The sequence below is a fragment of the Arthrobacter alkaliphilus genome (genome assembly GCF_021483235.1).
GTDB lineage: Bacteria > Actinomycetota > Actinomycetes > Actinomycetales > Micrococcaceae > Arthrobacter > Arthrobacter alkaliphilus.
In genome coordinates this window covers 76227-93080 of sequence record NZ_JAKEEC010000010.1, presented here as the reverse complement: position 1 = coordinate 93080, position 16854 = coordinate 76227, and the positions used below count along the sequence as shown (strand labels likewise).

At 65.6% G+C, this 16854-nt stretch carries 12 protein-coding genes and 1 riboswitch; of the genes, 3 read left to right on the top strand and 9 right to left on the bottom strand.

Annotated elements, in window-relative coordinates; translation table 11 throughout:
- Window positions 1-28: 28 nt before the first annotated feature.
- The 3 genes from L0B83_RS09365 to L0B83_RS09355 form a co-directional block, all read right to left on the bottom strand.
- A complete protein-coding gene (locus L0B83_RS09365; RefSeq protein WP_234758132.1) occupies window positions 29-472 on the bottom strand; it encodes a hypothetical protein in 444 nt (147 codons plus the stop codon).
- Window positions 473-627: 155 nt separating this feature from the next.
- A complete protein-coding gene (locus tag L0B83_RS09360; RefSeq protein WP_234758131.1) occupies window positions 628-1500 on the bottom strand; it encodes a VOC family protein in 873 nt (290 codons plus the stop codon).
- 79 nt (window positions 1501-1579) lie between these two features.
- Window positions 1580-2674, bottom strand: a complete 1095-nt coding sequence (locus tag L0B83_RS09355) for an amidohydrolase family protein (protein WP_234758130.1) — start codon at window positions 2672-2674, stop codon at window positions 1580-1582.
- Window positions 2675-2751: 77 nt separating this feature from the next.
- A riboswitch (TPP riboswitch) is annotated at window positions 2752-2859 on the top strand.
- Here L0B83_RS09355 and thiC point away from each other — a divergent pair.
- Entirely contained in the window at window positions 2855-4699 is a 1845-nt protein-coding gene (gene thiC / locus L0B83_RS09350; protein WP_268820749.1) for a phosphomethylpyrimidine synthase ThiC, read from the top strand. Its footprint overlaps the riboswitch before it by 5 nt.
- On the opposite strand, the gene L0B83_RS09345 is transcribed toward thiC, so the two are convergent.
- Both L0B83_RS09345 and ffh read right to left on the bottom strand, forming a co-directional pair.
- Window positions 4700-5449: an alpha/beta fold hydrolase gene (locus tag L0B83_RS09345; RefSeq protein WP_234758129.1), complete on the bottom strand. Its 750-nt coding sequence runs from the start codon at window positions 5447-5449 to the stop codon at window positions 4700-4702.
- A gap of 77 nt (window positions 5450-5526) precedes the next feature.
- The gene (gene ffh, locus L0B83_RS09340) at window positions 5527-7104 is read right to left on the bottom strand and encodes a signal recognition particle protein (RefSeq protein ID WP_234758128.1); all 1578 of its coding nucleotides are present in this window, start codon (window positions 7102-7104) and stop codon (window positions 5527-5529) included.
- A gap of 150 nt (window positions 7105-7254) precedes the next feature.
- On the opposite strand from ffh, the gene L0B83_RS09335 reads away from it, so the two are divergent.
- Window positions 7255-8655: a glucose-6-phosphate dehydrogenase gene (locus L0B83_RS09335; protein ID WP_234758127.1), complete on the top strand. Its 1401-nt coding sequence runs from the start codon at window positions 7255-7257 to the stop codon at window positions 8653-8655.
- 98 nt (window positions 8656-8753) lie between these two features.
- Here the strand turns inward: L0B83_RS09335 and L0B83_RS09330 are convergent, their stop codons facing one another.
- Together L0B83_RS09330 and L0B83_RS09325 are read right to left on the bottom strand one after the other, a co-directional pair.
- Window positions 8754-9092 carry a P-II family nitrogen regulator gene (locus L0B83_RS09330; RefSeq protein WP_028264639.1) on the bottom strand — a complete coding sequence of 113 codons (339 nt, stop codon included), beginning with the start codon at window positions 9090-9092 and terminating at the stop codon, window positions 8754-8756.
- Window positions 9089-10423, bottom strand: coding sequence for an ammonium transporter (locus L0B83_RS09325; protein ID WP_234758126.1), 1335 nt, complete (start codon window positions 10421-10423; stop codon window positions 9089-9091). The genes L0B83_RS09330 and L0B83_RS09325 overlap by 4 nt, the downstream gene beginning before the upstream one ends.
- Window positions 10424-10647: 224 nt before the next feature.
- Between L0B83_RS09325 and L0B83_RS09320 the strand changes: the two genes are divergently transcribed.
- On the top strand, window positions 10648-11892 hold the full coding sequence (locus L0B83_RS09320) for an MFS transporter (protein ID WP_234758125.1): 1245 nt from the start codon (window positions 10648-10650) through the stop codon (window positions 11890-11892).
- A 58-nt stretch (window positions 11893-11950) separates the two neighbouring features.
- Here the strand turns inward: L0B83_RS09320 and ftsY are convergent, their stop codons facing one another.
- Both ftsY and smc read right to left on the bottom strand, forming a co-directional pair.
- The gene (gene ftsY, locus L0B83_RS09315; protein WP_234758124.1) at window positions 11951-13174 is read right to left on the bottom strand and encodes a signal recognition particle-docking protein FtsY; all 1224 of its coding nucleotides are present in this window, start codon (window positions 13172-13174) and stop codon (window positions 11951-11953) included.
- Between the two features lie 20 nt (window positions 13175-13194).
- Window positions 13195-16788, bottom strand: a complete 3594-nt coding sequence (gene smc, locus L0B83_RS09310; RefSeq protein ID WP_234758123.1) for a chromosome segregation protein SMC — start codon at window positions 16786-16788, stop codon at window positions 13195-13197.
- Window positions 16789-16854: the final 66 nt, after the last annotated feature.

Genomic DNA, 16854 nt, shown 5'->3' with positions numbered 1-16854 from the left:
GCGGCCCGCGCGGCGGTTTCCTGCGGGGTTACTGCTCGGCAGACCAGACGTAGAGGCCGCCCCGCTCAGCCTTTTCGACGTCGCTCGCGAGGGCCGCCAACTGCTGGACGTACTGGCGGGCTTGCTGGGCATCGAAAGGCATATCCTCTTGGGCGGCCCAACGTTCGGCGACGTCGTCGAGGATGTTTCCCTCCCCTTCGGTCTCATAGCTCAGGAGCTCAGACAAGGCACGCACCATGGCTTCGGGTACGCCCAGCAAGGCGTCGCTGGTGACGTCCACCAAGGCAAGCTCATAGTCGGCGCCGCCCGCGTGCACGGCCGTGCCTGCGAGGTCGCCAAGTTGTTCTACTTCGAAATCGCTGATCCCGGGGATCCGTACCGCGGCGCCGGATACGTCACTGCCCTTCTCCAGGGCAGCGGCCCTCTTGAGTGCTTCATCGTGGGTGGCAACAAAGATTTCAGCAAAGCCCATGGAAAGTACTCTCATTCGTTCGTGCCAACGGGGCGGCGGCGAAGCAGCAAAGTACGCGCCACGCCGTCAGCGCTAAGTCTAACTTGCGAGGGGTCCCCGGCTGAGCGAAGCGAAGTTGGGGAGCAAGTTAGACGCTAACTTGCGAAAGTCAGACGCTAGCGGACGGCGACGCGCAGCCGGTTGCGCCAAGGATCCTCGAAACGCAACTCCTGGCCGGTGTGGTGGGATGCGATACCGGCAACCTTGAGGCGGTCGGCGAGCGCGCCGACGTCGTCTCCTGACGGCACTTCGATGACCACCTCGCCGAGGCCGAGGGTGTCCTTGCGCGGACCCGCACCGCGGCTGTTCCAGACGTTCATGGCCATGTGGTGGTGGTAGCCGCCCGCGGAAACGAAGAGGGCCTGCCCGTGCCAGCCGGCGGTCTGCTCGAAGCCCAGGGTATCGACGTAGAAATCGTGCGCGGTCCGCACGTCGCCTACCTGGAGGTGGACGTGCCCGACGCCGGCGCCCGCCTCATGCTGTCCCGTCACGGCAGCTTCGCTCAGGTACTGCTGGAGGTAGCGCTGCGGCGGGAGCGGCAGGCTGTCCATGACGACCGAACTGCCGTTCCACTCCCATCCGGCGCGCGGCTTGTCGTAGTAGAGCTCGATCCCGTTGCCCTCCGGGTCGGTGAAGTAGAAGGCTTCGCTGACTAAGTGGTCGGCACTGCCGACGAAGGCGTGGGGTTCGTACTGCGCGGCCGAGGCAACGGTTGCAGCGAGCGAGGATTGGTCTTCGAAGAGCAACGCGGTGTGGAAGAGTCCGGCCTCGCCGCGGCCCGGGATCTGGAGCCCGGAGGCGGGGGCGAGGTGCACCAACGGCTTGCCCAGCCGGCCGAAGTAGAGCCCGCCGTCCTGTTCGGCGACGACGTCCAGTCCCAACGCCCGCTGGTAGTAGTCGCCCATGAGCTTCATGTCCCCCACTTTGAGCATGACAGTGCCCATGGTGAGTTCGGCAGGAAGGAGATCCTGGCTGGATGTGGTGGTCATGTGAAACTCCCCGGCTCGTTGTGGCGCCGCCTTTCGGCAACCTCTACATATCTAAATTACTTGAAGCTTCAATTTATTCCTAATGCCCGGCGATTCTGGAAAGGTGTCCCCTCAAAACAGTGCATTGCGGCCGCAACACGGTCTCAAGTGACGCACGGGGATCCGCTGCATAGAGAACGACGTCGGCACTGGCGCCTTCGCTGATGCCGTCGGCACCCAGCCACTCGCGGGCGGACCAGCAGGCGGCATCGAGGGCGGAGGCCGCCGGAAGGCCCGCCCGATGCAGTTCCAGAACCTCCTCGCCGATCCGGCCATGTTTGATGACGGTTCCGGCGTCCGTTCCCGCGTACACCCGCACCCCCGCTTCAAACGCCTCAAGGACCCGTTCATGCCGGCGCTCCCATAACGCGGTCATATGGGCGGCGTAGCGCGGAAACTTGCGTTCTGCCTGCTTGGCAATGTCCGGGAAGGTCGCAATGTTGATGAGCGTGGGGACAATCGGCACGTCCTGGTCCAGCAACCGGGGAATGTGGTGCGGCAACAATCCGGTGGCGTGCTCGATGCAGTCGATGCCGGCGTCGAGCATGTCACCGATTGTCCCCTCGGCGAAGCAATGGGCAGTCACCCGTGCACCCTCGTCGTGCGCCGCAGCGACGGCGTCCTTGACGACGGCGGCCGGAAAGGAGGGGCCGAGGTCCCCGGCGGAGCGGTCGATCCAATCCCCCACGATCTTGACCCAGCCGTCTCCAGACCGCGCCTGCTTACGGACCGCCTCCACCAGGTCCTGCGGCTCGACCTCTTCGGCGAGCCCGGGAAGGTACCGGCGCACCCTCGCTATGTGCCTGCCCGCCCGGATAATCCTCGGCATATCCTCCCGGCGCTGCAGCCAGCGCGTATCGCTCGCGGATCCGGCGTCGCGGATCAAAAGAGTCCCGGCGTTCCGGTCCGCCGCCGCCTGCAGGCGGGCAGTCTCCTCATCGACGGCACCGCCCTTGCCCAAGCCGACGTGGCAATGCGCGTCGACCAGCCCGGGCAACACCCAGCCGTCCAGGACGGCGTCCGGCGCGGCCGCCGGCCGCAGGAAAGTCAGCCGTCCGTCGACCGCCCAGAGGCCGCGCAGTTCCTCGCCCGGACCCGTGAGGACGGTGCCGCTGAATTCGATAATTTCCGCCATGATTCCACCCTAGACCCCGCCGTCGGTGCCGTCCCGGTCACATCTGTCATCAGCACTGACGGCTGTGGTAGCTTCGTCTACGACCACACGGGGGCCCTCGCAAGGGCTGAGATCAGGCTGACGCTGCCTGCGACCGTCGAACCTGTCCGGGTAATGCCGGCGAAGGAAGTGAGTATTCAATTGAGCACCCAAGAAACACAGCTGAGCCCTGCCCAAAATGAAACCGCCCAAAACGGATCGGACCAAGCGGTGACCCAGTCACTCAAGTCCCATTCCCTCGCGTTCCTGGAGGATGCCGAAACGGGAATCCGAGTTCCGGTGACTGAAATCGCCCTCGAACCGTCCCCCAACGGCAAGGCCAACGCCCCTTTCCAGGTGTACCGGACCGCCGGACCAGGGAGTGATCCCGTAGTGGGCCTCGAACCGTTCCGCAGCGAGTGGATCGCAGCCCGCGGCGACACTGAGGCCTACAGTGGCCGCGAACGGAACCTGCTCGACGACGGCAAGTCGGCGGTGCGCCGCGGCGCCGCGTCCGCGGAGTGGAAGGGGGCACAGCCGGTGCCCCGCCGCGCCGTCGAGGGTAGGACGGTGACCCAGATGCATTACGCCAAGCAGGGCATCGTGACCCCGGAAATGCAGTTCGTGGCACTTCGCGAGAACTGCGATGTTGAACTCGTCCGCAGCGAAGTCGCCGCTGGCCGCGCCATCATCCCCAACAACATCAACCACCCCGAATCCGAGCCGATGATCATCGGCAAGGCGTTTCTGGTGAAGATCAACGCCAACATTGGCAACTCGGCCGTCACCAGTTCAATCGCCGAGGAAGTAGACAAGCTGCAGTGGGCCACGCAATGGGGCGCCGACACCGTCATGGACCTGTCCACGGGCGACGATATCCACACCACCCGCGAATGGATCATCCGCAACTCCCCCGTGCCGATCGGCACCGTACCCATCTATCAGGCCTTGGAGAAGGTCAACGGCGAAGCCAACAAGCTCACCTGGGAAATCTTCCGCGACACCGTCATCGAACAGTGCGAGCAAGGCGTGGACTACATGACCATCCACGCCGGCGTGCTGCTGCGGTACGTGCCGCTGACCGCAAATAGGGTGACGGGCATCGTTTCCCGCGGCGGCTCCATCATGGCCGGCTGGTGCCTTGCCCACCACAAGGAGAACTTCCTCTACACCCACTTCGACGAGCTCTGCGAGATCTTCGCCAAGTACGACGTCGCGTTCTCGCTCGGCGATGGACTTCGCCCGGGCGCGACGGCGGACGCCAACGACGCCGCCCAGTTCGCCGAGCTCGACACGCTGGCCGAGCTGACCCAACGCGCCTGGGAATACGATGTGCAGGTCATGGTCGAAGGCCCGGGCCACATTCCGTTCCATTTGGTGCGGGAGAACGTGGAACGCCAGCAGGAACTGTGCAAGGGCGCCCCGTTCTACACCCTGGGCCCCCTCGTCACCGACGTTGCGCCGGGCTACGACCACATCACTTCCGCGATTGGCGCCACGGAGATCGCACGGTACGGAACCGCGATGCTCTGCTACGTCACTCCGAAGGAACACTTGGGCCTGCCCAACAAGGACGACGTCAAAACCGGTGTGATCACCTACAAGATCGCAGCCCACGCCGCGGATCTCGCCAAGGGGCATCCCGGCGCGCACGAACGCGACGATGCGCTGTCCAAGGCCCGCTTCGAGTTCCGCTGGCGTGACCAGTTCGCACTATCGCTGGACCCGGTCACGGCCGAAGCCTTCCACGACGAGACGCTCCCGGCGGAGCCTGCGAAGACAGCGCACTTCTGCTCCATGTGCGGGCCGAAATTCTGCTCCATGCGCATCAGCCAGGACATCCGCGACGAATACGGCTCGGCGGACTCCCAAGCGGCGATCGCGGAAATGTACAGCGGAATGCGCGAAAAGAGCGAGGAGTTCCTGGCCTCCGGAGGCAAGGTCTACTTGCCCGAACTCGGGGTTCCCGCCGGAAAACCCGGGGCGACGCCGGGAAACCTGAGCTGATCAGGAAGCTTGTACTGATCCGGCGCGGCTGACATCCGCGATGAAGGAGCGGATGATCCGGTCTCCTTCAACCGAGTCATGAGGCCGGTGCCCTCCGGCCGCAACGCGGTGGAGGGCACCGGTTTCCTGCAAGTAGCCGGCGATTTCTTCGTAAAGGGGTTCCCAACCACCGGTCAGGACGAGGGTAGGGACTCCCGGCACGATGTGCAGGGGCGCTTCCCACGGCGGAGCCTGCAAGCGAAGGCGCCGAGCGGTACGACGGGCTTCCGGGGTGTCGAGCACAGCCGCCTCTGAAGAAAATGCCCTGCGGACGAATTCGCGTTGGTAGTCGTCGTCGCTGAGATCGTGCCGGACGCGGAACAAGGGTTCCATGAGTGCCCGGTAAGCCGCCGTGGCGGGCAATTCAGCCGTCAAGGAAAGACAAGCCGGTTCTACCAGCACGAGGGACCGTACAAGGTCCGGCCGCTCCACAGCAGCCAGCATGGCTGAAATCGCGCCCTGCGAGTGTGCCACCACATGGCCTCCGCGGGCGGAGCCTGGGGCCGGCGCAAGCTCCCGGGCCCCGAGGCACTCGAGGATGATCTCCACGTCGGCGGCAACATCGGATTCCAACGGCTCGGCCTGCGCGTCAAAGCCATGGCGTTTCAGGAACAGCGCATCGTACGCAAGCGCCATGCCATGCTGCTTCGGCCAAGCGGCGGCGCCGAAGGTGCCTGCTCCGTGGACAAACACGACGCGCTGATTTTGCATTCTTCCAGCCTATGGCAGAGGACCGACAACCCGGCCAGTCCCCGCCGCAGGGTAGCCGACGGCGGGGCGCGGGACGGCTACTTGCCGCCGAGGAACTTGTCGAAGCCCTTGGGCAGGTTCAACTGTGACGGGTCGAAGTCTCCCGAAGGCTGGCCGAATGCCGCGCCGGTGCGAACGGAGTTAGCCCGCTTGCTTTCGGCGTCGCGCAGTTCCTGGGCTGCCTTCGCGGGGTTTCCGGAGCGGGCCTTCTTCTTCGGCGCACTCTTCTTGGCCTTGCGGGAACCGCCGCCGAGGCCGGGCATCCCGGGAATCCCGGGCATTCCGGGCATTCCACCGCCCTGGGCCAGCTTCTTCATCATCTTCTGGGCCTGCGCGAAACGCTCCAGGAGGCCGTTGACCTCCGAGACGTGGACACCCGAACCGCGGGCGATGCGGGCACGACGGGATCCGTTGATGATCTTCGGGGCCAGACGCTCGTGCGGAGTCATGGAGCGGACAATCGCCTCTACGCGGTCGATCTCGCGCTCGTCGAACTGCTCGAGCTGCTGGCGGATGTTCTGCGCACCCGGCATCATCATGAGCATCTTCTTCATGGAGCCCATGTTGCGGATCTGCTGCATCTGGGCGAGGAAGTCGTCCAGGGTGAAGTCTTCCTGGTCGGCGAACTTCTTCGCCATCCGGGCCGCTTCTTCCTTGTCCCAGTTCTTCTCGGCCTGCTCGATGAGGGTGAGGACGTCACCCATGTCGAGGATGCGGGAGGCCATGCGGTCCGGGTGGAACAGTTCGAAATCGTCCAGGCCTTCGCCGGTGGATGCGAACATGACCGGCTTGCCCGTGACGGACGCGACCGAGAGGGCGGCACCGCCGCGGGCATCGCCGTCGAGCTTCGACAGCACGACGCCGGTGAAGTTGACGCCCTCGTCGAAGGCAACGGCCGTGTTGACCGCGTCCTGGCCGATCATGGAGTCGATCACGAACAGCACTTCGTTCGGGATGATGGCCTGGCGGATCCGGCGCGCCTGGTCCATCATTTCGGCGTCGACACCGAGGCGCCCCGCGGTGTCCACGATCACGATATCGTGCAGCTTCTGGCGGGCTTCGTCAACGCCGGCGCGCGCGACGGCGACCGGGTCGCCCGTGGGAACATCCAGGTCCGAGGTGGTTCCGGGGTGCGGGGCAAATACGGGGACGCCGGCGCGTTCACCGACAATCTGGAGCTGCGTCACGGCGTTCGGCCGCTGAAGGTCGGCGGCAACGAGCACGGGGCTGTGACCTTGCGCCTTGAGCCATTTGGCAAGCTTGCCCGCGAGGGTGGTCTTACCGGCACCCTGCAGGCCGGCGAGCATGATGATGGTGGGGCCGGTCTTCGCCAAGCGGATACGACGGGTCTCGCCGCCGAGGATCTCCTGGAGCTCCTCGTTGACGATCTTCACGATCTGCTGGCTCGGGTTCAGGGCTGCGGAAACCTCGGCGCCCAGGGCACGCTCACGGATGCGGCCGGCGAACTCGCGGACCACGGGAACGGCAACGTCGGCGTCCAAAAGGGCGCGCCGGATCTCCCGGACGGTGGCGTCGACGTCGGCCGCGGTGAGGCGGCCCTTGCCACGGAGATTCTTGAAGGTTGCTGTCAACCGGTCAGAGAGTGAATTGAACACGCGCCGTGCACTTCTTTCAATGGTCTACGAATGGCGGCCGTTCCGACACACCAATGTCTTGACGATTCCTGCCCCAAAAAATCTGACTCAACTGAGGGACTCGACTATCTAGGGTACCAAGACGCGCCTGCAAGATGGCATGCTGGCACAGTGACCAGCAAAACGACAGTGAAAACGTTGCTCATCCTAGGTGCCTCCGGAGATCTCACGGGCCGATTGCTGTTGCCGGGCCTTGCCAGGCTCGTGGCAAGCGGCCGCGCGGACGGCCTGAAGCTCGTCGGGGCGGGATCCGACCCCTGGACGGCCCAACAATGGAAAGACCGGGTGGGGGGCGCCTTCGAGGACGCAGCCAAGGCAGCGAATGCCGAAGGCAAGAAGGCGATCGCCGCACTGGAGGAAAGTACCGAATACCATCAGGTGGATGTGACGGCGGACGGCGAGCTCGGGACGCTCCTTGCCGGGCTTGAAGCACCGATCGCCATCTATTTCGCTTTGCCTCCGCACATCAGCCAGAAGGCCTGCGAGGTCCTCACCGCAAAGCAGCTTCCGCCCGGAACGAGCCTGGTGATGGAGAAGCCCTTCGGATCCAGCTCCGAATCCGCCCGGCAACTCAACAAGACCCTCGCCGCTTTGGTCCCCGAAGACCGCATCCACCGCGTGGACCACTTCCTCGGCAAGGCCACCGTATTCAACATCCTGGGCTTGCGCTTCGCCAACAGCTTCCTGGAACCGGTGTGGAACCGGGACCACATCGAGAAGGTGGAGATCATCTTCGACGAAGACCTCGCCCTCGAAGGGCGTGCGCGCTACTACGACGGGGCCGGCGCCCTCAAGGACATGATCCAGAGCCATCTGCTGCACGTCATGGCCCTCTTGGCCCTCGATGCGCCATCCACGATCGGCGAGCGCGACCTCCGCGACGCTATTTCAACCGTGCTGCGGGCGAGCAGCATCAACGCACCCTACAAGAAGTCCACCCGACGGGCGCGGTACACAGCCGGCCGGATCGGTGACCGGGACGTCCCGGACTATGTCGCCGAAGCGGGCGTGGACCCTGACCGGAAAACCGAGACGCTCGCAGAGGTCGAAGTGGGAATCGACAACTGGCGCTGGAAAGGCGTCCCCTTCTTCCTCCGCTCCGGGAAGGCATTGGGTTCGGCGCGGAAAGAGGCGATCGTCACCTTCCGGCCTGTTCCGCACCTGCCGACCGGATTCGAGGGCGTGGACGCCCCGAACCAGCTGCGCATCGGCTTTGGTCCCGACACTTTGCAGCTCGACGTCGACGTCAACGGTCCCGGAAACATCTTCTCCCTCGATCGCGTGACGCTCAATGCAGAACTGAACACGTCCGATCTGCTGCCCTACGGAGAAGTGCTGGAGGGCGTCATCACAGGTGATCCGCTGCTCTCGGTCCGCGGCGATACCGCAGTCGACTGCTGGCGGATCATTGAGCCCGTGATCCAGGCCTGGGCCAAGGATTCGGTGCCGCTCGAAGAGTACAAAGCCGGCGGGCCCGGTCCCGCGGACTGGCCCACCGCCGTCGGGGGCTAAATCAGACGGCCACCTTTCCGCGGAAGCACGCACGCAAGAGGACCGGGCACCTTTCCAGGTACCCGGCCCCTCTTGTGCATCGGCCTTTCGCATCGGCCTTAGATGGCTGCTGCGCCTCGCTCGCCCGTGCGGACACGGACAGCTTCGTAAACGTCCACGGTCCAGACTTTGCCGTCACCGGCACGGCCGGTATTCGAAGAAGCAATCAGGACATCGAGGATGTCGTCTGCTTGCTCATCGGTGGCCAGGACCTCCACGCGGATCTTGGGAAGCAGATCCACGTTGTACTCGGCGCCGCGGTACACCTCGGTGTAACCGCGCTGCCGGCCGTAGCCGCTGGCCGCGCTGACCGTCAGTCCCTGTACCCCGTATGCTTCGAGGCCCTCGCGGATGGCGTCGAGTTTCTCCGGGCGGACGATCGCTGTAATGAGTTTCATGCCTGGACACTCTCCTTGCCTGGTACGGATGCTTCGTCGGCTGCTTCGGACGATACCTTGCCGGTGATGAGGTCGTGAAGGGGCTGGAAGCTTCCGCCGTGGGCGCCGACGCCGAACTCGTAAGCGGTCTCGGCGTGCAGGCTGAGGTCCGCACCGGCGACCTCCTGGCGTTCGGAGATGCGGAAGCCCATGAGCTTGTGGATCGGGTAGGCGATGATGAACGTCATGACGCCGGTGAAGACGATCGAGCACAGCGCCGCCAGGGACTGTGCGACCAACTGGGTGGCATCTCCGCCGTAGAACAGGCCCGCAGGACCCTGCGTGGGTGTGGCGAGGAAGCCGATGGCCACGGTGCCGATGATGCCGGACACGAGGTGGACGCCGACAACATCGAGCGAGTCGTCGTAGCCGAGCTTGAACTTGAGGCCGACAGCGAGGGCCGAGGCAACGCCGGCGGCAACACCGAGGGCGATGGCGCCGAGCGGGGACACGTTGGCACAGGCCGGGGTGATGGCAACCAGGCCGGCAACGACGCCCGAAGCGGCTCCGAGGGAGGTGGGGTGGCCGTCACGGATGCGCTCCACGATCAGCCAGCCGAGCATGGCGGCAGCCGGTGCGACGAGCGTGTTGATCCAGATCAGGCCGGCCTGCTGCACGGTTGCCGCAGCACCGGCGTTGAAGCCGAACCAGCCGAACCAGAGGATGGCCGCACCGAGCATGACCAAAGGCACGTTGTGCGGGCGGTGGTTCGGGTCCTTCCCGAAGCCCTTACGGTTGCCGATGATCAGGACGAGGATGAGGCCAGCCACACCGGCGTTGATGTGCACCACGGTTCCACCGGCGAAGTCGATGACGGGAGCGAAGGTCTGGCCGAACCAGCCGGTCGACGAGAAGAGGCCGCCGCCCCAGACCATGTAGGCCATCGGAGCGTAGACGAGGGTGGCCCAGATCGGGGTGAAGAGCGTCCACGCCGAGAACTTTGCCCGGTCCGCGATGGCTCCGGAAATCAGTGCCACAGTGATGATCGCGAACGTCACCGCGTATCCGACGTGGAGGAGGTCTGCCGGATCGGTGAAGTTATGCAGGCCGAAGTGGCTGAACGGGTTCGCGAAGATCTCGAAGAAGTTGTCCGTGTTGCTCGTGGACATCGAGGCGCCCCATAGGACCCATACGAGGGTCACAGTGCCGATGGCGATGAAGCTCATCATCATCATGTTCAGGGCGGCCTTGGCACGGGTCATGCCGCCATAGAAGAATGCCAGGCCCGGGGTCATGAACAGCACGAATGCTGACGCGACCAGGAGCCAAACGAGACCGGCGGTGAAGTCCATGTCTGCGTCCTCTCTGCTTTAGATGCGGGCTGAGCCGCCTGTCCCAACGCATTTGCGTTCTGCATAAGAGTTTTGCGGGGCAGTGTTTCACCTGCGAAGGTTTTAGATTGCGAAGCTGTTACAAGAACTTCTCGAAGGTAAATGGTGCATATCACCCTTGTTACGGATATGTTTCGTCAGTTCCGCATTCTCCGCGTTCGTACTACCCAGAGGACCCCGACACCATGACGGCAAGCCCCGAATCCCGCGCCAATCAAGGGGCGAGGGCCGCGAAGGCTGCATTGCCACGCGACATCAAGGTGATGTTGGCGGCCGCGTTCCTGATTGCACTGGGTTTTGGCCTCGTCGCGCCGGTTCTCCCCCAGTTCGCCACGACATTCGACGTCGGGGCAACGGCCGCCGCGGTGATCGTAAGTATTTTCGCCCTCATGCGGTTGGTCTTCGCTCCGGCCGGGGGCGCCCTCATGGGCCGCTTCGGCGAGCGCCCTGTCTACATCGCGGGCTTGCTGATTGTTGCCGCGTCGACCGCTGCCTGCGCCTTCGCGCAGAACTATTGGCAGCTGCTGGTCTTCCGGGGCCTTGGCGGAGCCGGTTCCGTGATGTTCACGGTTGCGGCGATGGGCCTCTTGATCAGGCTCGCCCCGCCGGAAAGCCGCGGCCGGGTCTCCGGCGCGTACGCCTCGGCATTCCTGATCGGCAGCGTCCTGGGGCCCGTGGTTGGCGGGTTGCTCGCCGGTTTCGGCCTGCGCGTCCCGTTCCTCGCCTACGCGGCAGCGTTGGTCCTGGCGGCCTTGGTTGTTCGCACGCAGCTGACGGGGAGTTCAGCGGGAGCGAGGCAAGGCGGCGCGGCCGGGCCGGCAGTGGGCATGAAGGAGGCGCTGGGTGATTCTGCCTACCGGGCCGCCTTGTTCTCCAGCTTCAGCAATGGCTGGGCGACCTTCGGCGTGAGAATGGCTACTGTCCCGCTGTTCGCAGTGGTTGTACTGGCCGGAGGCTCCGCCTCGGCGGGTTGGGCGCTGGCGGTTTTCGCGGGAGGGAACGCGCTTGCCCTGAGCTTCTCGGGCCGCATGGCTGACAGTTTCGGCCGCAAGCCCATGATGCTGCTGGGCTTGGCGGTCACCGGCCTCGCCACCGCGAGCATCGGGCTTACCGGCAATCTTCCTGCGTTCTTCGCTGCCTCTGCGGCTGCCGGCTTCGGCTCAGGGTTGCTGAATCCGGCCCAGCAGGCCGCGGTCGGGGATATCATCGGCCGTGGCCGCTCCGGAGGCAAGGTGCTGGCGGCTTTCCAGATGGCCTCCGACGCCGGAGCGATCGTGGGCCCGGTCCTCGTCGGCTTCGTGGCTGACGGTGTCGGCTACGGCTGGGCCTTTGGCGCAACCGGCGGCATCCTCCTGCTCGCCGCCCTCGGCTGGTCCGCGGCGCGTGAGCCGATGCCGAGCCGCCCGGAACCGATCGACTCCCCAGACTGATTCGCAGTTGATGCCGTTAAGGGGCTTCGAAACGGCATCAACTGCAAGCCAGGCGGGCTTAGTTGAGCAGGGCGTCGACGAAGGCTTCGGCCTCGAACGGCGCGAGGTCGTCCGGGCCTTCGCCCAGGCCGACAAGCTTGACCGGCACACCGAGGGCCTTCTGGATCGCGACGACGATGCCGCCCTTCGCGGTGCCGTCCAGCTTCGTGAGCACGATTCCCGTAATGTTGACCACCTCGGCGAAGACCTTCGCCTGGTTCAGGCCGTTCTGCCCGGTGGTCGCATCCAGTACGAGCAGGACTTCGTCCACTTCGGCCAGCTTCTCGATGACGCGCTTGACCTTGCCGAGCTCGTCCATCAGGCCGACCTTGTTTTGCAAGCGGCCGGCGGTGTCGATCATGACGACATCCGCTTCCTGCTCAATCCCGGACTTGACGGCTTCATAGGCGACGGACGCCGGGTCTGCGCCGACGATGTCCGACCTGACGGTCGCGACGCCCACCCGCTGGCCCCACGTAGCGAGCTGCTCGGCGGCCGCCGCGCGGAAGGTATCGGCCGCGCCCAGCAGGACGTCCTTGTCTTCGGCGACGAGAACGCGCGCCAGCTTGCCGACGGTGGTGGTCTTGCCCACCCCGTTGACGCCGACGACGATCATGATCGACGGGTGGGCGCCCTTGCGTTCCACGTTCAGGCTGCGGTCCATGGTGGGGTCCACGAGCTTGATGAGTTCCTCGCGCAATAGTGCCTTGACGTCCTCCGGGTCCCGGGTTCCCTGGACCTTGACCCGTGCCCGCAGGGCATCGACCAACTGCATGGTGGGCTCGGTACCGAGGTCGGCAAGAAGGAGCGTCTCTTCGACCTCGTCCCAGACGTTTTCGTCGATCTTGTCGCTCGAAAGCAAGGCCAGGAGGCCCTTGCCGAGAATGCTGTTCGATTTGACCAACCGCGCGCGAAGCCGGTTGAGGCGCCCTTCGACAGGCGCGGGAGTCTCCACCTGGATAAGTTCCAGTCCGGCAGCGTCGTCCGGAACGTCGGTCTCAGGTACGGCGAGGTCGGCGGGGTCGACGCCGGGCCGGGGCGCCGTGCGCTCCGGCGCAGGCCCGGGGGCGTCCTCGATGATCGTTCCGCCGCCTGCCGGCGCTTGGTCTGCGGGGTCGTTGGCGTCGCGCGTTCCAACGTAAGTCGAGGAGGACTTCCGCGCCTTGAGCAGGACAGGAATCAGCCCTCCGACCACCACGATGGCAGCGACAATGGACAAAATAATGGGGAGGAGATCATTCACTCCCCTAGCTTCTCACAAAGCTAGACCTCGGCACCGAGCCGCTGGCTGATGACGGTGGACACGCCGTCTCCCCGCATGGTCACTCCGTAGAGGGCGTCCGCGACTTCCATGGTCCGCTTCTGGTGCGTAATGACAATCAGCTGGCTGCTCTCGCGCAGCTCTTCGAAAATCGTGATGAGCCTGCCCAGGTTCGTGTCGTCCAACGCGGCTTCCACTTCGTCCATGACGTAGAACGGCGACGGCCGCGCCTTGAAAATCGCCACGAGCAGCGCGACCGCCGTCAACGACCGTTCGCCACCCGAAAGCAAGGACAGCCGCTTGATCTTCTTGCCGGCGGGCCTTGCCTCAACCTCGATGCCGGTGGTCAGCATGTCATCGGGGTCCGTCAGCACCAACTTGCCTTCACCGCCGGGAAAAAGCCGGGCAAAGACGTGGTCGAACTGTTTGGAGGTATCGGCGAAGGCCTCGGCAAAGACCTGCTGGACGCGGTTGTCCACTTCCTTAATGATGTCCAGAAGGTCCTTGCGACTGGATTTGAGGTCTTCCAGCTGCGTGCTCAGGAACTGGTGGCGCTCCTCGAGTGCGGCAAATTCCTCAAGCGCCAGGGGGTTCACCTTCCCCAGGGCGGCGAGGTCCCGTTCTGCCTTGCGCAGCCGTTTCTCCTGCTCGGCCCGGACAAAGGGAACACCCTCGACGATGGCGTTTCCGTTCTCGTCCACCGGCGCGCGGAGTTCGGCCCACTTGTCAGCGGCAGCGGCGGGCACGGGAACCGGCTGATCCGGACCGAACTCGGCCACGAGTTGTTCCGCCGACAAGCCAAGCTCCTCGATCGCCCGGGCTTCCAACGCCTCGATCCTGAGCCGTTGCTGGGCCCGCGCGAGTTCATCGCGGTGGACGGAATCCGTCAGTCCCGCCAGCTCCTGGGCGAGCTTCTCATTGCTGCTCCGGACCTCGGCGAGTTCCTTTTCGCGCTGCTCCCGGACGGCCTCGGCGAGGTCGCGCGCGCGGGCCGCCAAGTCCACGGACACGTCAACGAAACGCACTGCCTGTTCGACGGCGGAAGCAACGGCGGAAGCCCGTTCGGCCTGGGCTTTGCGGCGCAGGGCCCTGCGCGCGGCTTCCTCGCGCGCCCGCCGTTCGCTCGCGGCGGCCCGCTCCAGGGAGGCGGCCCGGTTGCTGGTGGCCGCGAGCTGCTCCTCAGCACTCCGCAAGCCCAGCCTGACCTCCATCTCGCGTGACCGGGCTTCGGTAGCGGCCCTGGCCAGGGCATCGCGGTACTCCGTGGAAGGCTCTTCCTCCTGCGGGGCCTCTTCTGCTGCCGCCAGCCGTTCCGCAGCAACCTCGAGGGACTCCTCTGCCACCGCGATGTTCAGTTCGGCCTTGGCCAGGGACTCCGCCATTCGATCGCGCTCCGCCACTGCGCTGCGCAACTGGGAATTCAAATGGCCAAGCCGTTCCGCGACGGCAGCCAGCCGGGCATCCGAATCGTGGAGTTTGTCGAGCGCCGCGTTCGTCCGTTCCTGGGCTTCCGCCCGGCGCGCTTGGGCTCCGGCCAAGGCGAACTTTCCCCGCTCGAGACGGGCGGCAAGCTCGCGGAGCCGGGTGTCGGCGTCGTCCACTGCGGCCTGGACTTCAAGGAGCGACGGCGCCGAGGCCGATCCACCGTCCACCGTCAGTGCCGTGAAGACGTCACCTTCGCGGGTCACTGCTGTAAGCCCGGGGTTGCCGGCGACGAGGCTGGCCGCCGCGTGCAAGTCGTCGACGACGGCGGTGGACGCCAGGAGGGCCATTGCGCCCCGCGCTTCGGGGGCGTCGGCCGTAACCACCTCGGCAGCCCAGCGCGCGCCGTCAGGCAGGGCGGGCGATTCCGGCAGGCCGGCCTCGGGCCCGGCAGCCGGCACGGCGCCCGCCACCAGGAGCGAAGCGCGTCCGGCGTCGGCGTCCTTCAACAACCGCATCGCGGCGACGGCCCCCGCGCTGTCCGCCACCACGACGGCGTCGGAAGCACTGCGCAGTGCCGCGGCCACGGCCGTCTCGTACCCGGGTTCCACCGTCAGGAGGGAAGGCAGCGAACCCAGCACCCCGGGGTGGTCGGCGGACAAAAGCCGCGAGGAGCCGTCCTTGCGGTTGAGGCCAAGCTGCAAGGCGTCGCGGCGGGCGGTGAGCGCGTCGCGTTCGCGCAGGTCATCGCTTTCGGCGGCTTTCAACGCTTCGATCTCGGTATTGATCTCGTCAAGCAGGGCGCTGGCGTCTTCGTATTCGGCGTCCAGGCTTTCTTCGCCGTCTTCAACGCCTGCCACCTGCGACTCGAGCGCCGTAAACTCCATTTGCGCTTGGCGACGGCGTTCCTCGCCAGCGGCCAGCGATTCCCTGAGCCTGCCACGCTCAGCCTCGGCCGCCTCGGCCCGGGAGCGTGCGGCGGTCAACTGACCGACGAGTTTCGCAAGCCCTTCACGGCGATCGGCGGCCGCCCGCAGCACGGCCGTCAGGCGCTTGTCTTCGGCCGCAGCCAAGTTCTCGGCTTCTTGCTTCGCTGCTGTGGCCTCGAGCAGGGCCGCTTGCTTCGCCAGGATGTCGTGCTCAAGTTCCGCCTGTTCCTGCCGGACCCGGGCGGCCTGCCGGTCCAGATGGTCCGGGTCGCGGCCTGAATCCGGGGCAGCATCGGAGGCGCCGAGGAGGCGGCGGCGTTCGGTCGCGAGCGATCCCAGGGCGCGCAGCCGGTCCCTCGTTGCGGACAGCTGGTACCAATTGTCCCTGGCTGCATTGAGCCGCGGCGTCGCCTCAGCGGCGAGCTGCTCTAGGCGGATCTGGCGCTGGCGGCCTGCGCCGAGTTCCGCTTCCACCACTTCGCGGCGCTCTTTCAGTGCCGCCTCGTCGGCGACGTCCTTCTCCAACGCGCGGGTGTGCGTGACGAGATCGTCCGCCAAGAGCCGGGACTTGGCGTCACGGACATCGAACTGCACGGTCTGGGCGCGGCGGGCTACCTCGGCCTGCTTGCCCAGCGGCGTGAGCTGACGGCGGATTTCCGCCGTGAGGTCACCGAGGCGTTGCAGGTTCGCTTGCATGGCTTCCAGCTTGCGGACCGTCTTTTCCTTGCGGCGCCGGTGCTTGAGGATACCTGCGGCTTCTTCAATGAATCCCCTGCGGTCCTCGGGCGTGGCGTGCAGGACCCGGTCCAACTGCCCCTGCCCCACGATCACATGCATCTCCCGACCAAGGCCGGAGTCGGAGAGCAATTCCTGGATATCCAGGAGGCGGCATGGCGAGCCGTTGATGGCGTACTCGGAACCGCCGGTCCGGAACAGCGTGCGGGAGATGGTGACTTCGCTGTATTCGATCGGCAGGGCGCCGTCGGCATTGTCGATCGTGAGGGCAACGTGCGCGCGTCCCAGGGGCGGACGCCCCGATGTGCCGGCGAAGATGACGTCTTCCATTTTTCCGCCGCGCAGGGTCTTGGCGCCTTGTTCGCCCATGACCCAGGCCAGCGCGTCCACCACGTTGGACTTGCCTGAACCGTTGGGACCAACAACGGCGGTGACGCCCGGCTCGAAGTCGAACGTCGTGGCCGACGCGAACGACTTGAATCCCCGGACAGTCAAACTTTTCAAATGCAAGGTGGTTCGGATCACTTTCAGTGGCGGCAGTGGCTGCTATACGGCCTAAATCTACTGCCCGACGGC

What these genes read in the sequence shown, in the direction of transcription:
- L0B83_RS09365 (WP_234758132.1), bottom strand. Translation starts at nt 472, where the DNA reads ATGGGCTTTGCTGAAATCTTTGTTGCCACCCACGATGAAGCACTCAAG.
- L0B83_RS09360 (WP_234758131.1), bottom strand. Translation starts at nt 1,500, where the DNA reads ATGACCACCACATCCAGCCAGGATCTCCTTCCTGCCGAACTCACCATG.
- L0B83_RS09355 (WP_234758130.1), bottom strand. Translation starts at nt 2,674, where the DNA reads ATGGCGGAAATTATCGAATTCAGCGGCACCGTCCTCACGGGTCCGGGC.
- L0B83_RS09345 (WP_234758129.1), bottom strand. Translation starts at nt 5,449, where the DNA reads ATGCAAAATCAGCGCGTCGTGTTTGTCCACGGAGCAGGCACCTTCGGC.
- L0B83_RS09330 (WP_028264639.1), bottom strand. Translation starts at nt 9,092, where the DNA reads ATGAAACTCATTACAGCGATCGTCCGCCCGGAGAAACTCGACGCCATC.
- L0B83_RS09325 (WP_234758126.1), bottom strand. Translation starts at nt 10,423, where the DNA reads ATGGACTTCACCGCCGGTCTCGTTTGGCTCCTGGTCGCGTCAGCATTC.
- L0B83_RS09320 (WP_234758125.1), top strand. Translation starts at nt 10,648, where the DNA reads ATGACGGCAAGCCCCGAATCCCGCGCCAATCAAGGGGCGAGGGCCGCG.